At 60.4% G+C, this 16,797-nt stretch carries 14 protein-coding genes and 1 tRNA gene; 6 read left to right on the top strand and 9 right to left on the bottom strand.

All coding sequences use genetic code 11. The annotated features are described in order from the left end of the window. Positions 1-36: 36 nt before the first annotated feature. Entirely contained in the window at positions 37-858 is an 822-nt protein-coding gene (locus EL2594_RS00125) for a DUF1134 domain-containing protein (protein ID WP_011412995.1), read from the bottom strand. A 224-nt stretch (positions 859-1,082) separates the two neighbouring features. Here EL2594_RS00125 and EL2594_RS00120 point away from each other — a divergent pair. The 3 genes from EL2594_RS00120 (at position 1,083) to EL2594_RS00110 (ending at position 2,888) form a co-directional block, all read left to right on the top strand. After that, a tRNA-Ser gene (locus EL2594_RS00120) sits at positions 1,083-1,174 on the top strand. A 272-nt stretch (positions 1,175-1,446) separates the two neighbouring features. Then, entirely contained in the window at positions 1,447-2,316 is an 870-nt protein-coding gene (locus EL2594_RS00115) for a DUF4747 family protein (protein ID WP_041684922.1), read from the top strand. After that, positions 2,313-2,888 (top strand): hypothetical protein, encoded by a 576-nt coding sequence (locus tag EL2594_RS00110; protein WP_155805893.1) that lies wholly within the window; start codon positions 2,313-2,315, stop codon positions 2,886-2,888. The genes EL2594_RS00115 and EL2594_RS00110 overlap by 4 nt, the downstream gene beginning before the upstream one ends. 87 nt (positions 2,889-2,975) lie before the next feature. On the opposite strand, the gene EL2594_RS15240 is transcribed toward EL2594_RS00110, so the two are convergent. The 5 genes from EL2594_RS15240 to EL2594_RS00090 all read right to left on the bottom strand — a co-directional run bounded on the left by EL2594_RS15240 (position 2,976) and on the right by EL2594_RS00090 (position 11,149). Continuing rightward, positions 2,976-3,734, bottom strand: a complete 759-nt coding sequence (locus EL2594_RS15240) for a hypothetical protein (protein ID WP_155805891.1) — start codon at positions 3,732-3,734, stop codon at positions 2,976-2,978. Positions 3,735-4,009: 275 nt separating this feature from the next. Beyond that, the gene (locus tag EL2594_RS14990; RefSeq protein ID WP_081432260.1) at positions 4,010-4,195 is read right to left on the bottom strand and encodes an excisionase family DNA-binding protein; all 186 of its coding nucleotides are present in this window, start codon (positions 4,193-4,195) and stop codon (positions 4,010-4,012) included. A gap of 328 nt (positions 4,196-4,523) precedes the next feature. Continuing rightward, entirely contained in the window at positions 4,524-5,681 is a 1,158-nt protein-coding gene (locus EL2594_RS00100) for a tyrosine-type recombinase/integrase (protein ID WP_041685426.1), read from the bottom strand. Positions 5,682-5,871: 190 nt separating this feature from the next. Continuing rightward, on the bottom strand, positions 5,872-9,084 hold the full coding sequence (locus EL2594_RS00095; RefSeq protein ID WP_011412990.1) for a bifunctional cytochrome P450/NADPH--P450 reductase: 3,213 nt from the start codon (positions 9,082-9,084) through the stop codon (positions 5,872-5,874). 52 nt (positions 9,085-9,136) lie between these two features. Beyond that, a complete protein-coding gene (locus tag EL2594_RS00090) occupies positions 9,137-11,149 on the bottom strand; it encodes a TonB-dependent receptor plug domain-containing protein (RefSeq protein WP_011412989.1) in 2,013 nt (670 codons plus the stop codon). A gap of 120 nt (positions 11,150-11,269) precedes the next feature. Between EL2594_RS00090 and EL2594_RS00085 the strand changes: the two genes are divergently transcribed. The 3 genes from EL2594_RS00085 to EL2594_RS00075 all read left to right on the top strand — a co-directional run bounded on the left by EL2594_RS00085 (position 11,270) and on the right by EL2594_RS00075 (position 14,668). Next, positions 11,270-12,778 (top strand): flavin-containing monooxygenase, encoded by a 1,509-nt coding sequence (locus EL2594_RS00085; RefSeq protein ID WP_011412988.1) that lies wholly within the window; start codon positions 11,270-11,272, stop codon positions 12,776-12,778. Positions 12,779-12,810: 32 nt separating this feature from the next. Continuing rightward, positions 12,811-13,578 carry a competence/damage-inducible protein A gene (locus tag EL2594_RS00080; RefSeq protein ID WP_011412987.1) on the top strand — a complete coding sequence of 256 codons (768 nt, stop codon included), beginning with the start codon at positions 12,811-12,813 and terminating at the stop codon, positions 13,576-13,578. 112 nt (positions 13,579-13,690) lie between these two features. Next, entirely contained in the window at positions 13,691-14,668 is a 978-nt protein-coding gene (locus tag EL2594_RS00075; RefSeq protein ID WP_011412986.1) for a polysaccharide deacetylase family protein, read from the top strand. A 161-nt stretch (positions 14,669-14,829) separates the two neighbouring features. On the opposite strand, the gene EL2594_RS15425 is transcribed toward EL2594_RS00075, so the two are convergent. The 3 genes from EL2594_RS15425 to rplK all read right to left on the bottom strand — a co-directional run bounded on the left by EL2594_RS15425 (position 14,830) and on the right by rplK (position 16,374). Next, entirely contained in the window at positions 14,830-15,006 is a 177-nt protein-coding gene (locus EL2594_RS15425; RefSeq protein ID WP_011412985.1) for a hypothetical protein, read from the bottom strand. Positions 15,007-15,245: 239 nt separating this feature from the next. Continuing rightward, positions 15,246-15,938 (bottom strand): 50S ribosomal protein L1, encoded by a 693-nt coding sequence (gene rplA / locus EL2594_RS00070; protein WP_011412984.1) that lies wholly within the window; start codon positions 15,936-15,938, stop codon positions 15,246-15,248. Positions 15,939-15,942: 4 nt separating this feature from the next. Further along, positions 15,943-16,374 carry a 50S ribosomal protein L11 gene (gene rplK / locus EL2594_RS00065; RefSeq protein ID WP_011412983.1) on the bottom strand — a complete coding sequence of 144 codons (432 nt, stop codon included), beginning with the start codon at positions 16,372-16,374 and terminating at the stop codon, positions 15,943-15,945. Between the last annotated feature and the right edge of the window lie 423 nt (positions 16,375-16,797).

Raw genomic sequence — 16,797 nt, 5'->3', positions numbered from 1 at the left:
CCGGGCCTTTTTGCGACCCTTGGAGCGACCGTGCGACTAGAAGGGCAGCCAGCGCTGCTTCTTGGAAAACTTCATGTAGCCTGCATTTACGCCGAGCCTCAGGCCGGCACCGACCCGGATCGGGATCAGCACGACGTCGCCCTTGCGCATATAACTCGCGTGCAGGCCGCCCAGCACATAAGCCTGACCTTCGCCGGCCGGATAGCGCTCGTAGAGCTCTTCGCTGTCGTACAAATTATACACCAGCACGAAAGTGTTGCCGGCATTGGCCCCAGCATCGAAGCCGATCGACGGGCCGGTCCAGTAGACCGGGCGCTCGCCTTCGACCTTGTGGAAGAGCTTGCCCGAGCCATAGCGCGCGCCGACGATAAACGCCCCGCCCGCTTCGCGCCCGACGATATAGGCGTTGGGCTCCCCCTGATCGGCGAGCAGTTTCTGGATCATCTTGGCCACGCCTTCCGCACCGTCGCCGAAGACGCTGTTGGCGGCACCGATCAGATCGTCTTCGCCATAGGTGGTGCTGGCCTGGGTTGCGGCCGCTTCGGGCGGCACTTGTTGCCGGGCACCGACGGTTTCGGAGGACCAGCTCTCGACTTCGCCCGGATCGGACCAGCTCGGCGCGACAGGAGCGCCGGCGGCCGGCTCCGGCGTGATGTCGAGGGTCGGCTCGGCATCCGGTGTGTTCGGTTCTCCATAGACAGGCTGGTCGCCGGGCTGTTCGGCAAGATCGCCGTCGATCGCGGCACTGTCCGGATCGATCGTCTCGACGCCCTGCGCCGACAGCGGCGACGCGGCGAGCGCGGCGCAAGCAGCGAGCCCGGCGAATGCGGAGCGAAGGGAGCGCGAAATTCCGGTCATGATCCGTCCTCGATCGGAGCCCAATGCCCCTCACTGCCCAAAAGAATCGCCCACGGGCCGCGCAGCAACGCGGGAACGACGAAGCGAATCGAAAACGCGATGAAGCGAGTGGAACCGCAGATATTCCAGAGGCCCGGCGCGCAATGCAGTCTTCGCTTGCGAGCAGGCAGCCCCACCGTTATAGCGCGGCCCCTGTCGCCGGGCTCGGCTCTACAGCGACATGCGGAGACGTGGGTGAGTGGCTGAAACCAGCTCCCTGCTAAGGAGCCATACCTCTATCGGGGTATCGAGGGTTCGAATCCCTCCGTCTCCGCCACTTTTTTGCGATAAGGATCTGATATCCAAGGGCTTTTTGCCTTGCATCAGATCGAGTGCCCACACTGGTGCCCTCAATCGAACTAGGGGCTGTAAGGGTAACACCTTTTTGCAGCCGCAGATTTCTCACTAAGGTCCAATGGTGCCGCCGCTTTGCCGAGATAATTTTCGCGCTTTTGCGAAAGCCAGCTGACACTACTGCCTGACAAGATTCTTCCCAAGCGCGACAGTTGATCTATGAAGTGTCGCCTCGACGCTGATAGGGGATGATGAGTGGCGCGGAAGATCAAAGTATCTAGTTCGGTCTTGAATGTGCGAACCCACCCGCATTCTCCGGAACGTTATGCTCAACTCGTTTCCGATCTTTTCAAGCAAAAAATTGCCGTCAAGCTGCACGGCGACCGATTTGGAATGCTGTCGCTCGTTCACAAAGAAGCGAATGATCGAGGTTTTGTCTCAGGCATCATTACAACCTTCGTGAAGGTCGAGTTCGATGGTCGCTGGTTCGACGCATCTGAAATGCAAGATGCGACCGAGGCTCAAGTCGCCAAGGTCCAGATACCTGAAAACCTTCACCCGAATGCGGCGAGCTTCTATTTCGAGTTCGATACCGAGAAGCATCGACTCTATGTCCAAAGCTATTCGGAGGGAAAGAGCTTATCAGCGAGACAGGCGCAGACCCTGTTTGAAAGCCTTGCCGCCGCTCCAAGAATCCAAGCTGAATACGGGAAGGTTCATGTCACAATCGTCCAGAGCCGAGCCGGTCTTGAAGCTCTGTTCGCGCTTCCCGTGATCAAAGAAGTGAAGATCACAATCTACAAGCCAAACCCTGACATCTTCGCAGACGACTTCGAGAATCAGATTGAGGCTCATCTCGCGCAAACCAACAGCCAGCGGATTTCTCTTTCCTACCAAGCTGATCCCGGTCAGTCTGTGAATCCGACCGATGAAATGCGAGCCGTTAGCGAGGTCGCGCTCGAGAACGGAGAGGTTGAGGTGAGGGGACGTGACGAGAAAGGTGCCGTTACGAAATCAACCGAGCAAATGCCCGCTGAGCTTCACGACAAATTCGACCCCGATGAGATGAGTGAGCAAAACGCTTTCCGTCGGTTAATACCTCGATGGATCGGGTTAGGAGGGTGAAGCTCACCGGCCAGTTCCGACCTTTCTCGCGACATATCCGCCGCTATTTCCATGCATACGGCGGCTGGTCCGGCGTGTTCGGATCACCGCTGTTTCTCGTCTCCGTGCTCATTGCAGCGGCAAGCTATCGACAGTGGTTGAACCCTGACTGGGTCGACACGATCTACGCTTTGGTCCCTAGCCTTCTCGGCTTTAGCTTAGGCACATATGCCATCCTGTTCAGCCTGATAACCGCTCGCGTCAAAGGAGCGATGAGGGCTGTGAAAAGTGACGATGATGTCAGCGCATTAGAGCAGGTAAACGCAACCTTTTTTCACTTCATCTTCGTGCAGGTTATCGCGTTGGTATGGGCGTTCGGCTTTGACGGAAGCGCATTCGCTGATCTCGCAGCAGCAACAAAGGCCTCGTTGCCAGCTATCGGATGGGGCTTTGTAGTCTTGAAGCTGGTTGGCTCGTTTGTTGGCTACACTCTCCTTGTATACTCAATCACGCTCGTCGTGGGAGCAGCGTTGGCGATTTACAGACTAGCGCTAATCTCTGATCCTGGGGAGACGGGCGAGCAAGACCAGTAGGTAAAGGCTAGCACCGGTTTACTCACTCTGTGATTCTCGTAGGGTTGCAGCCGGGTCGGTCTCCTCTCTGAAACTATCCTAATCGTCTTATTCCATTGCGGATTCTGGTCCGATCAATCCTTCATAGGTGAGCGCTGTTGTAACCAACGTCGCTAGACTTCCAGATGCGATCAATCGCTCAATGTGAAAGCAATTCCAGTAGGGCCGATCTGCAGTCACACCATTTTCTTGCATAAACTTGTTCACGAACTCTGCCGACCAAGGGTTTCCGCCAAAAGGCTGTCCGGGCGCCGAATCATTAGACATCAGCGTCGCCCCTCCATCTTTCGATCCCGCAAAGATCGTTTCGTTAAGGAACCCACTGCCTGCCGTGTAGCAACGGTATCCCCCCGCTGGACTATCTTCATCCCCATGCGGAAACGGATCATTCAGTCGTTTCTTGAAGGCGCGCGATGCAAAGAAGCTCGGACCGGCGATGTCCGCCTCGATCGCCATTTCGGCAGACCCGTTGGATGGGTCTGAGCGACCAAGCGTGAAAGCGCCAAGACAATCCCAATGCCCATCGACTTGCCAACACCTCTCTGTTGTCTCGGATCCGTTTTTTCGCTGAACGAAATAGCCGCGACTGCCATCAGGGAGGGTTTTCCAATCGGGCGCAGCGGTTTCAGTGGCACTCGCTGCAACATTGTCAGCCTGGCTCGTCTCGCCCGAGCATCCGAACAGCGATGCCGCGATGATTCCGGCCGCAAAGCACCCTTGCATCTTCGCTGGCTTCTCTGCCGTGCGAGAATCACCAGTGCGGCTGGCTTTGCGCCGATCGGAGGTCTCTCTTTTGGCTTTCGACATTGTCGCCCCTACAAGAATTCAGGAGCGGCCCGGACCTAAGCCGGGCGTTCGTAACTCCGCGCAAGTCGGAGCGCCGCCGCCTTTGGGCAGGCACTGCCTTGGACATACGCGTCGGCCACCCGGCCGAGAAATCTCGACCGGCCTTGCGACACGGAGTTACGACGCTCCGCCCGACGGGATTGACCGTCGAGCAGGAGAACTTTTGCACAAAGGCCGTTCAATCGCAACGCGGAGAACTGCCACTCATGGAGACGGAGCACGCTTGGCACCGGGGCTTAGACCTGGACAAGGCCGTAGACATCGCAGGCTCGAATCAGCCGTCGGTTGCCGGCTTTCACGGAGCGAAGTTTCCCGTCGCGAATTAGCGAGTAGATGGTCGTTCGACCAAGGCCGGTAGCTTCGGCGGTTTCCGCAACGCTGAAAGCAATCCTCGCGCCGTGCTGTTGTGGGGTTTCATCCATCGAATGTCTCCTTCAACCACGGAGATAACCACATCGACTGTAGGGTGAAGGAGAACTTATCGGCTTACTTGGTAACGGCTGAAACTGTTGGAACGGCTTCACAAAAAACCGACCTCGCCCCCAGTGCCGTTTAATTTCCGGCTCGTTACTAAGTAAGAGATATTTTTCCCTTATATTTCATTTTCTTATATATAATTACCTACTTCTTATATCTTATTGATCCAAATGAATGAATATATAAAGGTCATATAACCTGTTGAATTTACAACACAAAATAACTGTTACCTAGTAACGAGGCAAAAATTGAATGCCATAGGGAGCGAACTGATCACCCGCCAGCAAGGAACGCCCCCCAATCGGCCATGAGCTGCCGCCGTATGTCGAGATAATCGGTTCGATGATAAGCCGCTTCAGCCTTGTTGTGTATCGTATGCGCAAGCGCTGCCTCGGCAGCGGCGGCTGGACAGCTGGTCTTCTCCGCAGCCCACACACGAAAGCTGGTGCGACAGCCATGCACTGTGGTGTTCTGATCGCTCGCAGCGCGGATGGCCTTCAGCAACGTCATGTCGCTGAGCGCGATGCCGCGACTGCTAGGGAACACGAAGCCCTCGGGCTTCTTCCTTAGCCCCTTCGCATCCTCCAAGATGGCGAGCGCGGCTGGCGATAGCGGGACAGCGTGTGCGCGGCGAGCCTTCATCCGCTCTGCCGGAACCGTCCAAGTTTTCTTTGCCAAATCCATCTCGTTCCACTGAGCGCCACGAACCTCGCCAGATCGCGCGGCAGTCAGGATCGCGAAGCGAAGCGCCATTGCGCCAACGCCCGATGCGGCCTCTAGCTTTGCCATCAGCTCCGGCATTTCGGCGTAGGGCAACGACGCATGGTGCCTCACTTGAGAACGCTGCTTGCCCAAAGCCGCCCGTATGGACTGCGTTGGCGCTTCGTGCTCCCGATGCCCCATCCCATGAGCGTAATTCAGAACTCTAAGAACACGTTGTAGGACACGGCGAGCCGTCTCCGGTTTCGCGTTCCAGATCGGCTTGAGGCAATCGAGAACGTCTCGACTGTCCACACGATCGACCGGCTGGTCGCCGAAGATTGGAAAGGCGTAGGTGTCGAGAGTGGAAAGCCACTGTTCGCGATGTTTCGCGTTTTTCCAGCTACTCTTGTGGTCGTCATGGTAGCTGGTCGCCAGCTCGCGAAAGGTCGGAGGACGGCCAGAGATTCTTCCTGAGCCGCTTTTCAAGCCCGACGGGTCACCACCCCCACGAATTACCTTCCGTGCCTCCACGGCCTTCTCACGGGCCTCTGCGGGTCCAACTTCGGACAGAGGCCCCAATCCGATATCGCGCCTCTTGCCATCGTGCTGAACTCGTAGAATCCAGGATTTGGCACCGCTGGCTTTGACCACGAGTTGAAGCCCGTTCCCATCGCTATAGCGCCCCGCCTCTTTGATCGCTTTAGCTTTTACCGCCGTCAGTTTGCCCATGATGATCGCTCCAGTGCCAACAATCGTGCCCACACTTTTGAACGGTTGGAGCTGAACGTCAATGCACGTGGGCGAACTTTACCAAGTAAGAACACAAGGAAATCCATAGCTAACGCGATCACCCACGATCATCGCTGAATCATGGTTGGGCGGACTCCGTCTCCGCCACTTTCCCGATAACCCGCCGTCACTAGCCGACCCATACGTCGAGCAGATAGCGGTCCTGTGCGACGAGATCGTCGATCCAGGCTTTGGCGCTCGCTTCATCGCTACTCTTCTTTTCAGCGTAGATAGCCATCAACGCCTTTCGCACATCGGGCTCCATCCGGGCGCCATCCCCGCACACGTAAATGCGCGCGTCCTGTTCTATGAGCTCCCACACCCGGTCTGCTTCCCGCGCGATCAGGTCCTGCACATAGGTGCGCGAGCCATCGTGGCGCGAAAAGGCAGCATGCACCGTCGCGACGCCGCGTTGGTCGTAGTCATCCAGCTCTTCACGGTAGAGGTAATCGATGTCCGGGTGGCGGCAGCCGAAGAACAGCATGGCTTCGCCAAGCACTGCACCGTCTTCTTGCAAATGGTCACGGCGCTGAAGAAAGGCGCGAAACGGAGCCACACCGGTCCCCGGACCGATCATGATCACCGGAGTTTCCGGATTGTCGGGCAACCGGAATTGGGCCGTTGGCTTGCGCACGACCGCGCGGAACCGATCACCCGGTGGCAGGTCTGCCAAATAGGCGGAGCAGGTGCCCTTGAATTCGCCGGTGCCTGCCAGCGCCGGACCTTTGACAACCCCCACTGTGATCGAACAAAGGCCCTGATTGGCCTCCGGCGCAGACGAGATCGAATAATAGCGCGGGCTGAGAAAGGGTATCAGTTCGAGGAAGACCGCGAGCGGAACGTCGCATGCGGGAAATTCTTCGAGCATGTCGAGCACCGATCTACGCTTCTCGAGCACTTCGCTGGTGTAGCGATCCGTCCCGTCAGCCGATGGCGGCGCAGCCAGCGCTTCCAACGCGGCGCGCGAGTTGGGGCATTCCGAATAGCGCGCCAGCGTGGCGATGTCCTTGCGCGTGGCGACCGCCTGGAGTTCACCTGCGGTTTCCGCGAGGTTGAGGACGGAGAAGGTGCTACCGCTCGGAAATGGCCCGCGCATATCGCTGCGCGATTCGATGCGGACAAAAGTGTCGCGATCAAGGCCGAAGCGTTTGAGCAGCCGGTCCACAACGGCAGGATCGTTAACCGGCACGACGCACAGATGATCGCCCGGCTCGTACTCCATGCCCTCGGGCAGGCGGACTTCGAGATGGCGGGTCGAGCGGCCCTCGTCCTTGCTGGTGTCCTTGAGCTCGCGATTGGCCACGACCTCGACTTCGCGCGCGCCGACGCGATCGGCGACAGTGTTGCCTGTTATGCTGTCGGTTATCTCGACCGTGTAAAGCGGCTCGAACACCGCGTCGAACCCGCTTTCGAGATCGATATCGAAGGCATCGCCCAATTGTGGGATCAGGCCGTCGAGCCAATCGTGAAACTGTGTGTCGAGATCACCGCGAGCGTCGAGTTCTTCCGCGGGGACGAGACGCTCGGCGCCGTGCTGCTCCATCAAAGCATCGATCTTGCGTGGCACGACCTGGAAGGTCGCTGCCCAGTCGCTGTTGCCGCAGCCGAGGACGAGGTAGGACACATTCGACAGTGGTGCGTCGGCAGCATCGGCCTGCTCCAGCCAGTCGACGAACTTGGCGGCATTGTCCGGCGGCATGCCGTTGTAGGACGCGCAGGCTATGGCCACCGCGCCATCGGTCGGCAGCTTTGCCACGTGGGCGTCGAGCGGCGCCATGGTCACATCGAAACCGCTGAACTCACCGCGTTGCGCCAGTTCCCGGGCGAAGCCTTCGCTGGACCCGAGATTGGAGCCGTAAAGGACCAGGAGCGGTGTCCCATGGGAAGGGACGGCAGCGGCTTGGTCAGGGGTCTTGGACTCCGGCTCGACCGTTGCCACCCCGCCCCGCTCGACATCATGGCGCAGCCGCGCCTTGATGGTGAAGCCGTCGGGCTTGATCGACAGCGTTTCCTTGATCCTGAGCTGATAGTCGGCGTGATCGAACAGCTCGAACCGCTGCAACAGCATGCCGAGCACGAGGATCGATTCCTGGATCGCGAATTGCCGCCCGATGCAGGCGCGTTGGCCATTGCCGAAGGGTTTGTACGCATGCGGTGGACGGGCTGCTTCGGCCTTGGGACTGAAATTATCGGGATTGAAGGCTTCAGGATTCTCGCCCCACACCAACTTGTCGCGGTGGAGCGAAGGAATCAGGACAGTCGTGAAAGTGCCCTTGGCAATGGCGTACTTCCCGCCCAACACTTCGTCTTCGAACGGTGCGAGGCCCATCGCCGGAGCGGTCGGCCACAGCCGCAGCGCTTCGGACAGGATCGCGCGGATGTAAGGCAGGCGGCCGATCTGCGAGAGCGTCGGCGTCTGGTCGATATTGCGCCCCAGCACTTCGTCGACCTCGGCATAAGCACGCTGCAGCACGTCGCGGTTCTTGAGCAGGTAATAGAGCGTGAAGGACAGCAGGCCCGATGTCGTCTCGTGCCCAGCGATCAGGAAAGTGTTGATTTGGTAACGAATGTTTTCGTCCGACAGCCGCTCGCCCGTCACCGGGTCGCGGCCCGAGAGCATGAAATCGAGCAGGTCGCCTTGCCCGCTTTCGCCTGTCTGCCGCCGCTCGCGGATGATCTCGTCGACCAGATTGTTCATGTAGGCCGCGTCTTCGTTGAGCTGTTCGATCTGCTGACGCTTGAGCAGCTTCTCGCCCGGAAGCCCGCGCATCTTCTGCGTGGTGTCGAGCGTTCGGTTCAAAGCCTCGATAAAAGGGTGGAAGTCCTCGCGATAGAAGGAATTGAAGCGATAGCCGAAGCCGCACACGCCGATCGTGTCGAGCGTCAGCCGGACCATGTCCATCGGCACGTCGATGACATCGTCCGAATTCAGCCGCTCCCACTTCAGCATCAGCTGGCTGGCGATATCGGTCATCATCGGCAGGTAGCTGCCCATCGCCTTCTGGCTGAAGGAGGGCAGCAGGATATGATGCGCCTTGGCCCAGTTGGGATCGTCGGTGTCGCCGGTGAACAGCCCGTCGCCCGCAATCAGCCGCAGCCGCTTGAGGGGGCCGCGCACGGTCTTGTCGAAGCGGCTCTCGTCGCAAATCTCCGCCACCATGTCCGCGCCGGAGACGAACACCAGCGGCGTTCCCATCACTTCGAGCTGAAAGATCGGGCCGTATTCCTCGGCCAGTTCCATCAGGGACTGGATCAGGCGGGAAGAATCGACGGTGAAGGCGTTTCCGACGATCGGCTTGCCCGGCGGCTGCGGGATCGGGGCGAGCGCTGTTGGTGCATCCATGCGGCATATCTGCCAGACAATGGAGGGGCAGCAAAGAACCTATCGTGACGGGCTAGAAGCCGTACCGCACCCCGCCCCACACCGTGCGCGGAACGCCGAGATCGATCGCACCATCGGAGTTGCGGGTAACGATGGTCTCGTCTGTCAGGTTCTCGCCCCGCAAGATCAATGAAAAGCCGCCGGTGAGTGGCACCTGCACGAAGGCGCCGAGCGTGGTCGCGGCGGGCAGGACATCGGTTTCCTGGTCGCTTTCGAACTGCGCGCCGACATGGCGAAGGGTCAGCGAGATTATGCCGTTCTCAAGCGGCTTCCAACTCACGGTGGCAGCAGCGGCCCAGCGCGGGGTCTGCGGCGGCCGGTTGCCGTCGAGCGCCATCGATGCCCCCGTGCCGTCGACCTCGGCATCGGTATAGGCGAGCGTCCCGTCGAAGCTGAATGCACCGCGAGAAACGCGCGCACCAAGCTCCAGACCCTGCGCATCGATTGCGGGGAGATTCTGGCGCTGGCGAAGAGTCGGCGTGAGTGTGACGTTGGCGACGGCATTTTCGACGCGGTTGTCGAACGCCGTCAGCGAGAAGGCTACTCCGTCGACCGGTGCCCAGTCCAGACCCGCTTCGAAGCCCTCCAGCCGCTCGACGTCGAGTGCCGCATTGGCTTCTGTCACCACAGGGAACACCACGAAGGGCCGGTAAAGTTCGTTGAGCGTCGGTAGGCGCAGGCCGCTATAGGCGGCGGCGCGCAGCGACAGGCTCTCGCCCGCCCGGAAAAGCGCGCCGCCGCGCCAGGTGACGGTCCAGTCCTTCTGGTCGGCGAAGACATTGTCGACGGTGGTAAGGCCCGCTGCGCTGACTTCGCGAAAGAAGCCATCGGTTATCGCCGTCCGGTCGGCGCGTAATCCGCCGGTCAGCACCAAATTACCCAGCGTCCAGTCGTTCTCGATGAAGAAGCCCAAATCGCTGGTCGCACCGCCGGTGCGCCTGCGGGCACGCAGTTCGCCGGTGAAGGCGCTGAAGGGCTGCTCCTGCAACTCACCCTCGGCGCGGCGATAGTCCACACCGATACGCAGGACGTGGTTTTCGCCTACAGGTGGCCGCACTTCCAGCTTGCCGCCAATGCCCGTCGTCGGCGTGTTGCTCTGGTCGAGCACTTTCACGAAGCGGGTGGAACTGATCACGACATTGGTGAAATTGCGCGCCTGGACATAAGCCAGCGCATCCACTTCCCAGTCGCCCCGCCCCACGATCCGGATGCTCGCATCCTGTCCGCTCGCCGAACTGTCCGCCCCATCGAAGCGCAAGGTCCGGCGGTCGTCGAATGCCAGCACGCGGGCCTGCAGTTCCAGAGTCTCGGTGAGCGGCGCAACCGCGCGGATTTGCCCGGAAACGTTGTCGAAGGCCGCCCGCGCCGTCGCCGGTACACGCTGGTCCACGGGGGTCGTGAAGAAACCCTGCGAGCGATCCCAGCGGCCACTGGCGGTTACGAAACCTTCACCCAGCCGGACGGCCGCGCCGCCGAATACTTCCGTCCCGCCGCGATCGTTGACCAGCGCCGATGCCGTGACGGGGCCGAGCGCGCCGATATCAGCGCTCGACAGCGCAATCGTGCCGGCCAGTGCCCCTGCCCCGAACGGGCCAGAACCGCCGCCGCGGGTGACACGGATGCTGCCGATCTGCTCCGGCACCAGCGCGGCGAACGGGACATAACCAAAGAAAGGGTCCTGCATCGGCACGCCGTCGAGCGTCACCAGCGCGCGGCTGGTGGCGTTGCCGCCAAGAGCCCGTAGGGTCACGCCCTGTGCCGACGGATTGGACGAACGACTGTCCGAGCGGCGGAACTGCTGGAAACCTGCCACCGCGCCCAAGGCATCCTCGATCCGGCCCGACGGTGTCGTGACAATCTGATCGCGCGCGATCTCGCGCACCGAATAGGCAGGTTCGGCAGGCGTTTCGGGCAAACCTTCCCCGGTCACGATAATAACGTCGTCGCTCTCTTCGTCGGCCTCCTGCGCGAAGGCGGGTGCGGTGAGGACCAGTGCGAGAAACGGTAGCGATCGGAAAGCAGACATGCGGGCGGCTCTAACGAGACATTGGAGCCGCGTCAGCAGCCGAGTTGGAGGGACAGCGCAAGACTCGCCAATCCGTTCCAAATATGCTTATTGGGATCGGTTGCAGGAGAGGACCGAAATATGACTATCGCAAATACCGACTTCGACGTGCTGATCGTCGGCGCCGGCATTTCAGGCATCGGCATGGCCGCGCATATGGAAATGCACTGCCCCGATCATAGTTACGGCATCGTCGAAATGCGCGACAATCTCGGCGGGACCTGGGACCTGTTCCGCTATCCGGGCATCCGATCCGACAGCGATATGCACACGCTCGGCTTCGTGTTCGAGCCATGGAAGCACGAGAAGAGCATCGCCGATGCGCCCGCAATTCTCGACTACCTCAACCGTATCGTCGACGAGCGCGGGATCCGCGAACATATCCGCTACGGCCACCGCGTGGTCGCCGCCGATTTCGACCGCTCGACCGCCCAATGGACCGTCACTATCCAGACCAAGGACGGCGAGAAGAAGCGGCTTACCGCCAATTTCCTCTACCTCGGCTCGGGCTATTACGATTACGACGAACCCTACGATCCTGGCTTCGAATTCGGTGACTTCAAAGGGCAGGTAATCCACCCGCAGTTCTGGCCGGAAGACTTGGATTATGCCGGTAAGAAGGTGATCGTTATCGGCTCCGGCGCGACCGCCGTCACCATCGTGCCTTCGATGGCCGACAAGGCTGCGCATGTGACGATGCTCCAACGCACGCCGACATGGATGTTCTCGCGACCTGCCAAGGACGGCCTCGCCAATTTCCTGCGCAAGATCCTGCCCGAAGAGACCGCCTACAGGATCACCCGCTGGAAGAACATCAAGCTGCAGGACATCGGCTTCAAGCGCGCGCGGACCAAGCCCGAGAAGGTCAGGAAGATGCTCTACAAGCGCATCGAAAAGGCGCTCGGCAAGGATTACGACAAGGAAGCGTTCACCCCGCCCTACGACCCTTGGGACCAGCGCCTGTGCCTGGTGCCGGACGACGACCTGTTCGAAGCGATGAATTCGGGCACGGCAAGCGTGAAGACCGGGCGCATCGCGCGCTTCGTCGAAGGCGGCGTCGAGCTGGAGAGCGGCGAAAGGCTGGAGGCCGACATTATCATCACCGCGACCGGGCTGAAGCTTGCTGTCGCCGGCAAGATCGACGTCTCGGTCGATGGCGAGCAGATCGATTTCGCACAGCGCTATTACTACAAGGGCTGCATGTTCTCGAACCTGCCCAACCTCGCGGTGGTGTTCGGTTATCTCAACGCCAGCTGGACCCTGCGGGCGGATATCAACTCCGACTATATCTGCCGCGTGTTGAACCGCATGAAAGCGACGGACACGCAGATCGCAGAGCCGGTGCTGACCGAAGCCGGCGAAGCTGCCCTGGAAGAGGACGACATCTTCGATTTCTCCAGCGGTTATATCCAGCGTGGCAAGGCGATCATGCCGAAGAATGCTGTCGCTTATCCATGGAGGCTCAACCAGGACTATGTTCTCGACCGCAAGCGCATGGTGGAAGAGCCCGTCGACGATGACCTGCTCGCCTTCAAGCGTGCCGGGGCCAATGCACGGGAGCCAGGCGAAATTCTCGAAGCGGCAGAGTAGCCACCTCAGCACCAATCGCTTAGGCAGGCCGCATGACTGTCGCTTCTTCGGACCGAATCTGGACCGCCGGCCTTGTCGTCATCGGCGACGAGATTCTGTCCGGCCGCACGCATGACAAGAACATCGCGCAGGTGGCAAGTTGGCTGCAGGTGCAAGGCATTCGTCTGGCCGAAGTGCGTGTCGTACCCGATATTCAGGAAAAGATCGTCGGTGCGGTAAACGCGCTGCGCGAAGAGAACGACTATCTCTTCACCACCGGCGGGATCGGACCGACCCATGACGACATCACTGTCGATGCGGTGGCCGAAGCGCTCGGTGTGGGCGTGGTGGTGCATCCCACGGCGCGGGCGATCCTCGAAAAGTACTACGCCGATAAGGGCGGGATCACCGAGGCCCGCCTGCGCATGGCGCGCGTTCCGCAAGGCGCGGAACTGATCCCCAACCGCATGTCCGGCGCGCCGGGCATCAAGATCGGCAATGTCCACTTGATGGCGGGCGTGCCGCATATCACGGCGGGCATGCTGGATGCGCTGACTGGCACGCTCGAAGGCGGCATGCCGCTCAAGAGCGAGACCATCGGATGCTGGACCGCAGAAAGCGAAGTGGCCGAAATCCTGCGCGATGCCGAGCAGGCGCACGAACACTGCCAGATCGGCAGCTATCCGTTTTTTCGCGATGGCAAAGTGGGAGCCAATTTCGTCGTCCGCTCGACCGATGCGGACGAGCTGGCAAGTTGCGTCCACACGCTCTGCGATGCCCTTGCGACGGCAGGGCATGATTTTACGCCCGGCGGGATCTGACCGGTCTTACTTCCGAAAACCGCCCATTAACCCGCTCCTGCTAAGGGCATCGCAAGCTGAAACAGGCAGGGAGGCCAGGCGCCGACGATTACTGTCGGAAGCTTCTGTACGGATGACCACGGTCTATATCACGATCGATACCGAATATTCGTCGGGCTTTTGCAATGGGCCTGGACCGGTCGATCGGGCAGAGAACTTCGCGCGCTCGATCGCCTGTCTCACTCCCGAGGGACCTGCCGGAATCACGCATAAGCTCAAATTGCTCAACGAACATGGTCAGAAGGCGGTTTTCTTCGTCGATCCCATGCCGGCGTTGCAATGGGGCGTGGCCGCTATCGAGGATATCGTCGCGCCCATCCTCGAGGCCGGACAGGATGTCCAACTGCATTGCCACACCGAATGGTTGGCGCTCGTCGGGGCGGCCAACCCCCTCGGTGATCGCACAGGCCGTAACATCAAGGACTTCACCTTCGAAGAGCAATGCGTGCTGCTCGCATGGGCGCGGGACACTCTGGTGGCCGCAGGGGCGCCCAAGCCGGTTGCGTTCCGGGCGGGCAATTATGGTGCCAACGACGATACGCTGCGTGCGCTCGCCGCGATCGGCATGCGGTATGATAGCAGTCACTGCCCGGCATTGGTGGGCAGCGGAGACAATGCGATTGCCTTATCGGCGCAGGACCAGCGCACGATGCTGTATGAAGGCGTTATCGAAGTGCCTGTCGGATGCATCGGGGCACTTGGCGGCAGTCTCCGCCATGCCCAGCTCACCGCGCTGACATTGCAGGAGATGCTCGCAGCCATTCGTCATGCGAAGGCGCAGGACATGAACAGCTTTACGCTGGTCTCGCACAGTTTCGAACTGATCAACCGGCGCAAGCTGGCCGTGAACAGGATCGTGCGCCGACGCTTTGCGGGCCTTCTTCGCGAGCTTTCGCAGATGGAGGGGGTCGAGACGGGGACCTATGCCGAGACACCTCCTCTTCTCGCAGGCAATCAGCGTCCGGCCACCCCGCTTCCTCCCAGCCCTATCCGCACCGGTATGCGCTACGCCGAACAGGCAGTGTCGAACGCGCTGTACGGAGCGCTCTGAAGATATCGCGAAGGAGGGCACAGAGCTGTTCGGCAGCGACTATGTGGAATGTGCCTCGTCCCTGCTTCTCCGCATTCGACGGACCGGTAGCTGCAACCCGGTCGCTGGTATCCCGCTCGGGCACTTTGTCGCGCGCCCGGAAATTATTCAGGGATTAGTCTCTAGCTACGAGAATTGGGATCGCCTGGCTCGCTATCGTAAATCTCGCGCGCGCCGCGCTCCGCCTGCCTTATCGTGCGATCAGGAGCGTCACGGTTCTTCTTCCACGCATACACTATGACGCCGATGAGCAAGAGGGGGCCGATGATCGTCAGGATCGCCCAAAGTGAGCCGAGCATTTTCAATCTCCTTTCCCGAATAACGCTCGTGCCGCCGATTCTTTCCGGGGCCGGGCATGCAAAAGGGCCGGCGGATCGCTCCACCGGCCCTTTGCATCTGCTGTCCATGTAGGACAGTGTTCTTTCTCGCATACGGAGCTGAAAGCTCCGCGAGGTCGGCCGGCCACCAGCAGCGACGCGACCTTCAGGTCGCATGAGCGAGGAAGCGAGAGCACGGATGCGCTCTCGCCCCTGACAAATTACGCGCCCTCGACTTCGGCGAGGTCGATCTTCAGGCCCGGGCCCATCGAGGAGGTCAGCGAGACCTTCTTGACGTACTTGCCCTTCGCACCCGACGGCTTCGCCTTGACGATCGCGTCGGTGAACGACTTGAAGTTGGCCTTCAGGTCTTCGTCCTTGAAGCTCATCTTGCCGATGCCGGAATGGATGATTCCCATCTTCTCGACGCGGAATTCGACCTGGCCGCCCTTGGCGTCCTTCACGGCCTGTTCCACGTTCGGGGTGACGGTGCCCAGCTTTGGGTTCGGCATCAGGCCCTTGGGGCCGAGCACCTTACCGAGACGGCCAACGACGCCCATCATGTCCGGCGTGGCGATCACGCGGTCATAATCGAGGTTGCCGTTCTGCATGTCTTCCATGAGGTCTTCCGCACCGACCTTGTCGGCTCCGGCAGCGGTAGCTTTCTCGGCATTGTCGCCCTTGGCGAAAACAGCGACCTTAACGGTCTTGCCGGTGCCGCTGGGGAGCGAGACCATGCCGCGGACCATCTGGTCGGCGTGACGCGGGTCGACGCCCAGGTTCATCGCGACTTCGACGGTCTCGTCGAACTTCGCCTTGTGCTCGCGCAGCACGGCGATGGCTTCATCGACCGTGTAGAGCTTTTCCGGGTCGAGCTTGGCGACTTCCTGCTGCTTCTTGGTTTGCTTTGCCATCGTGTCAGCCCTCCACCACTTCGAGGCCCATCGCACGGCACGAGCCTTCGATGATCTTCATGGCCTGGTCGATATCGTTCGCGTTGAGGTCCGGCATCTTGGTCTCGGCGATTTCCTTGACCTGGCTCTGCTTGATCGTGCCCGCGGAAACCTTGCCGGTTTCGCCCGAGCCCTTCTTGATCTTGGCGGCCTTCTTGATGAGGTAGGTCGCGGTCGGCTGCTTCGTGACGAAGCTGAACGAGCGGTCGGCATAGACCGTGATCACGGTCGGGACCGGCGCGTTCTTCTCCATGCCGTCGGTGGCGGCATTGAAGGCCTTGCAGAATTCCATGATGTTGACGCCGCGCTGACCCAGTGCCGGGCCGAGCGGGGGTGACGGGTTGGCAGTGCCCGCGGGCACCATCAGCTTGATATAGCCGTCGATCTTCTTGGCCATGAGGCCACTCCTTTCACACTGTCGGATGCGCGCGGAGATCCCGCGTCTCGCACCCTCCTGTTAAGCGGTTCGAGCGGCCCGACCTACGCGAGCCTCCCGCACGAGGTTCCGCCAGCCGAAGCCAGCGAAGGCGCGCACATAGCGCGTAGCGCGCGGAATGCAAGGGCTTTGCGGGGAGGCTGGGGGGGGTGGGAGGGCGCACAAGTTCACCGCCAAACGGGGTTCTAGGATCGTGAGTTTTGCGGGAGTTCCATTGTCGCGGAAGGGGTTAGCCAGATTTTTTCGGGTGAAGGCGTGACCTTTGGTCAAGGGCCCAGTCCATGGCAATGAATGTCGAAAAGAAACGGATCCCTAATGGATTGAGACGCTGTAGGAAAATGACGGCGTTATTATGCCGCTGCATTTATACGCGTGAGACAATTG

Source organism: Erythrobacter litoralis HTCC2594, assembly GCF_000013005.1.
Taxonomy (GTDB): domain Bacteria; phylum Pseudomonadota; class Alphaproteobacteria; order Sphingomonadales; family Sphingomonadaceae; genus Parerythrobacter; species Parerythrobacter litoralis_A.
The sequence above is the reverse complement of the archived record's forward strand: the minus strand, read 5'-3'. Positions and strand labels throughout refer to the sequence as shown.

Bases quoted from the DNA above. Each gene is read 5' to 3' on its own strand.
- EL2594_RS00085 (WP_011412988.1), top strand. From the start codon at position 11,270: ATGACTATCGCAAATACCGACTTCGACGTGCTGATCGTCGGCGCCGGC.
- rplK (WP_011412983.1), bottom strand. From the start codon at position 16,374: ATGGCCAAGAAGATCGACGGCTATATCAAGCTGATGGTGCCCGCGGGC.
- EL2594_RS00100 (WP_041685426.1), bottom strand. From the start codon at position 5,681: ATGGGCAAACTGACGGCGGTAAAAGCTAAAGCGATCAAAGAGGCGGGG.
- EL2594_RS00080 (WP_011412987.1), top strand. From the start codon at position 12,811: ATGACTGTCGCTTCTTCGGACCGAATCTGGACCGCCGGCCTTGTCGTC.
- EL2594_RS00125 (WP_011412995.1), bottom strand. From the start codon at position 858: ATGACCGGAATTTCGCGCTCCCTTCGCTCCGCATTCGCCGGGCTCGCT.
- EL2594_RS15425 (WP_011412985.1), bottom strand. From the start codon at position 15,006: ATGCTCGGCTCACTTTGGGCGATCCTGACGATCATCGGCCCCCTCTTG.
- rplA (WP_011412984.1), bottom strand. From the start codon at position 15,938: ATGGCAAAGCAAACCAAGAAGCAGCAGGAAGTCGCCAAGCTCGACCCG.
- EL2594_RS15240 (WP_155805891.1), bottom strand. From the start codon at position 3,734: ATGTCGAAAGCCAAAAGAGAGACCTCCGATCGGCGCAAAGCCAGCCGC.
- EL2594_RS00075 (WP_011412986.1), top strand. From the start codon at position 13,691: ATGACCACGGTCTATATCACGATCGATACCGAATATTCGTCGGGCTTT.
- EL2594_RS14990 (WP_081432260.1), bottom strand. From the start codon at position 4,195: ATGGATGAAACCCCACAACAGCACGGCGCGAGGATTGCTTTCAGCGTT.
- EL2594_RS00090 (WP_011412989.1), bottom strand. From the start codon at position 11,149: ATGTCTGCTTTCCGATCGCTACCGTTTCTCGCACTGGTCCTCACCGCA.
- EL2594_RS00095 (WP_011412990.1), bottom strand. From the start codon at position 9,084: ATGGATGCACCAACAGCGCTCGCCCCGATCCCGCAGCCGCCGGGCAAG.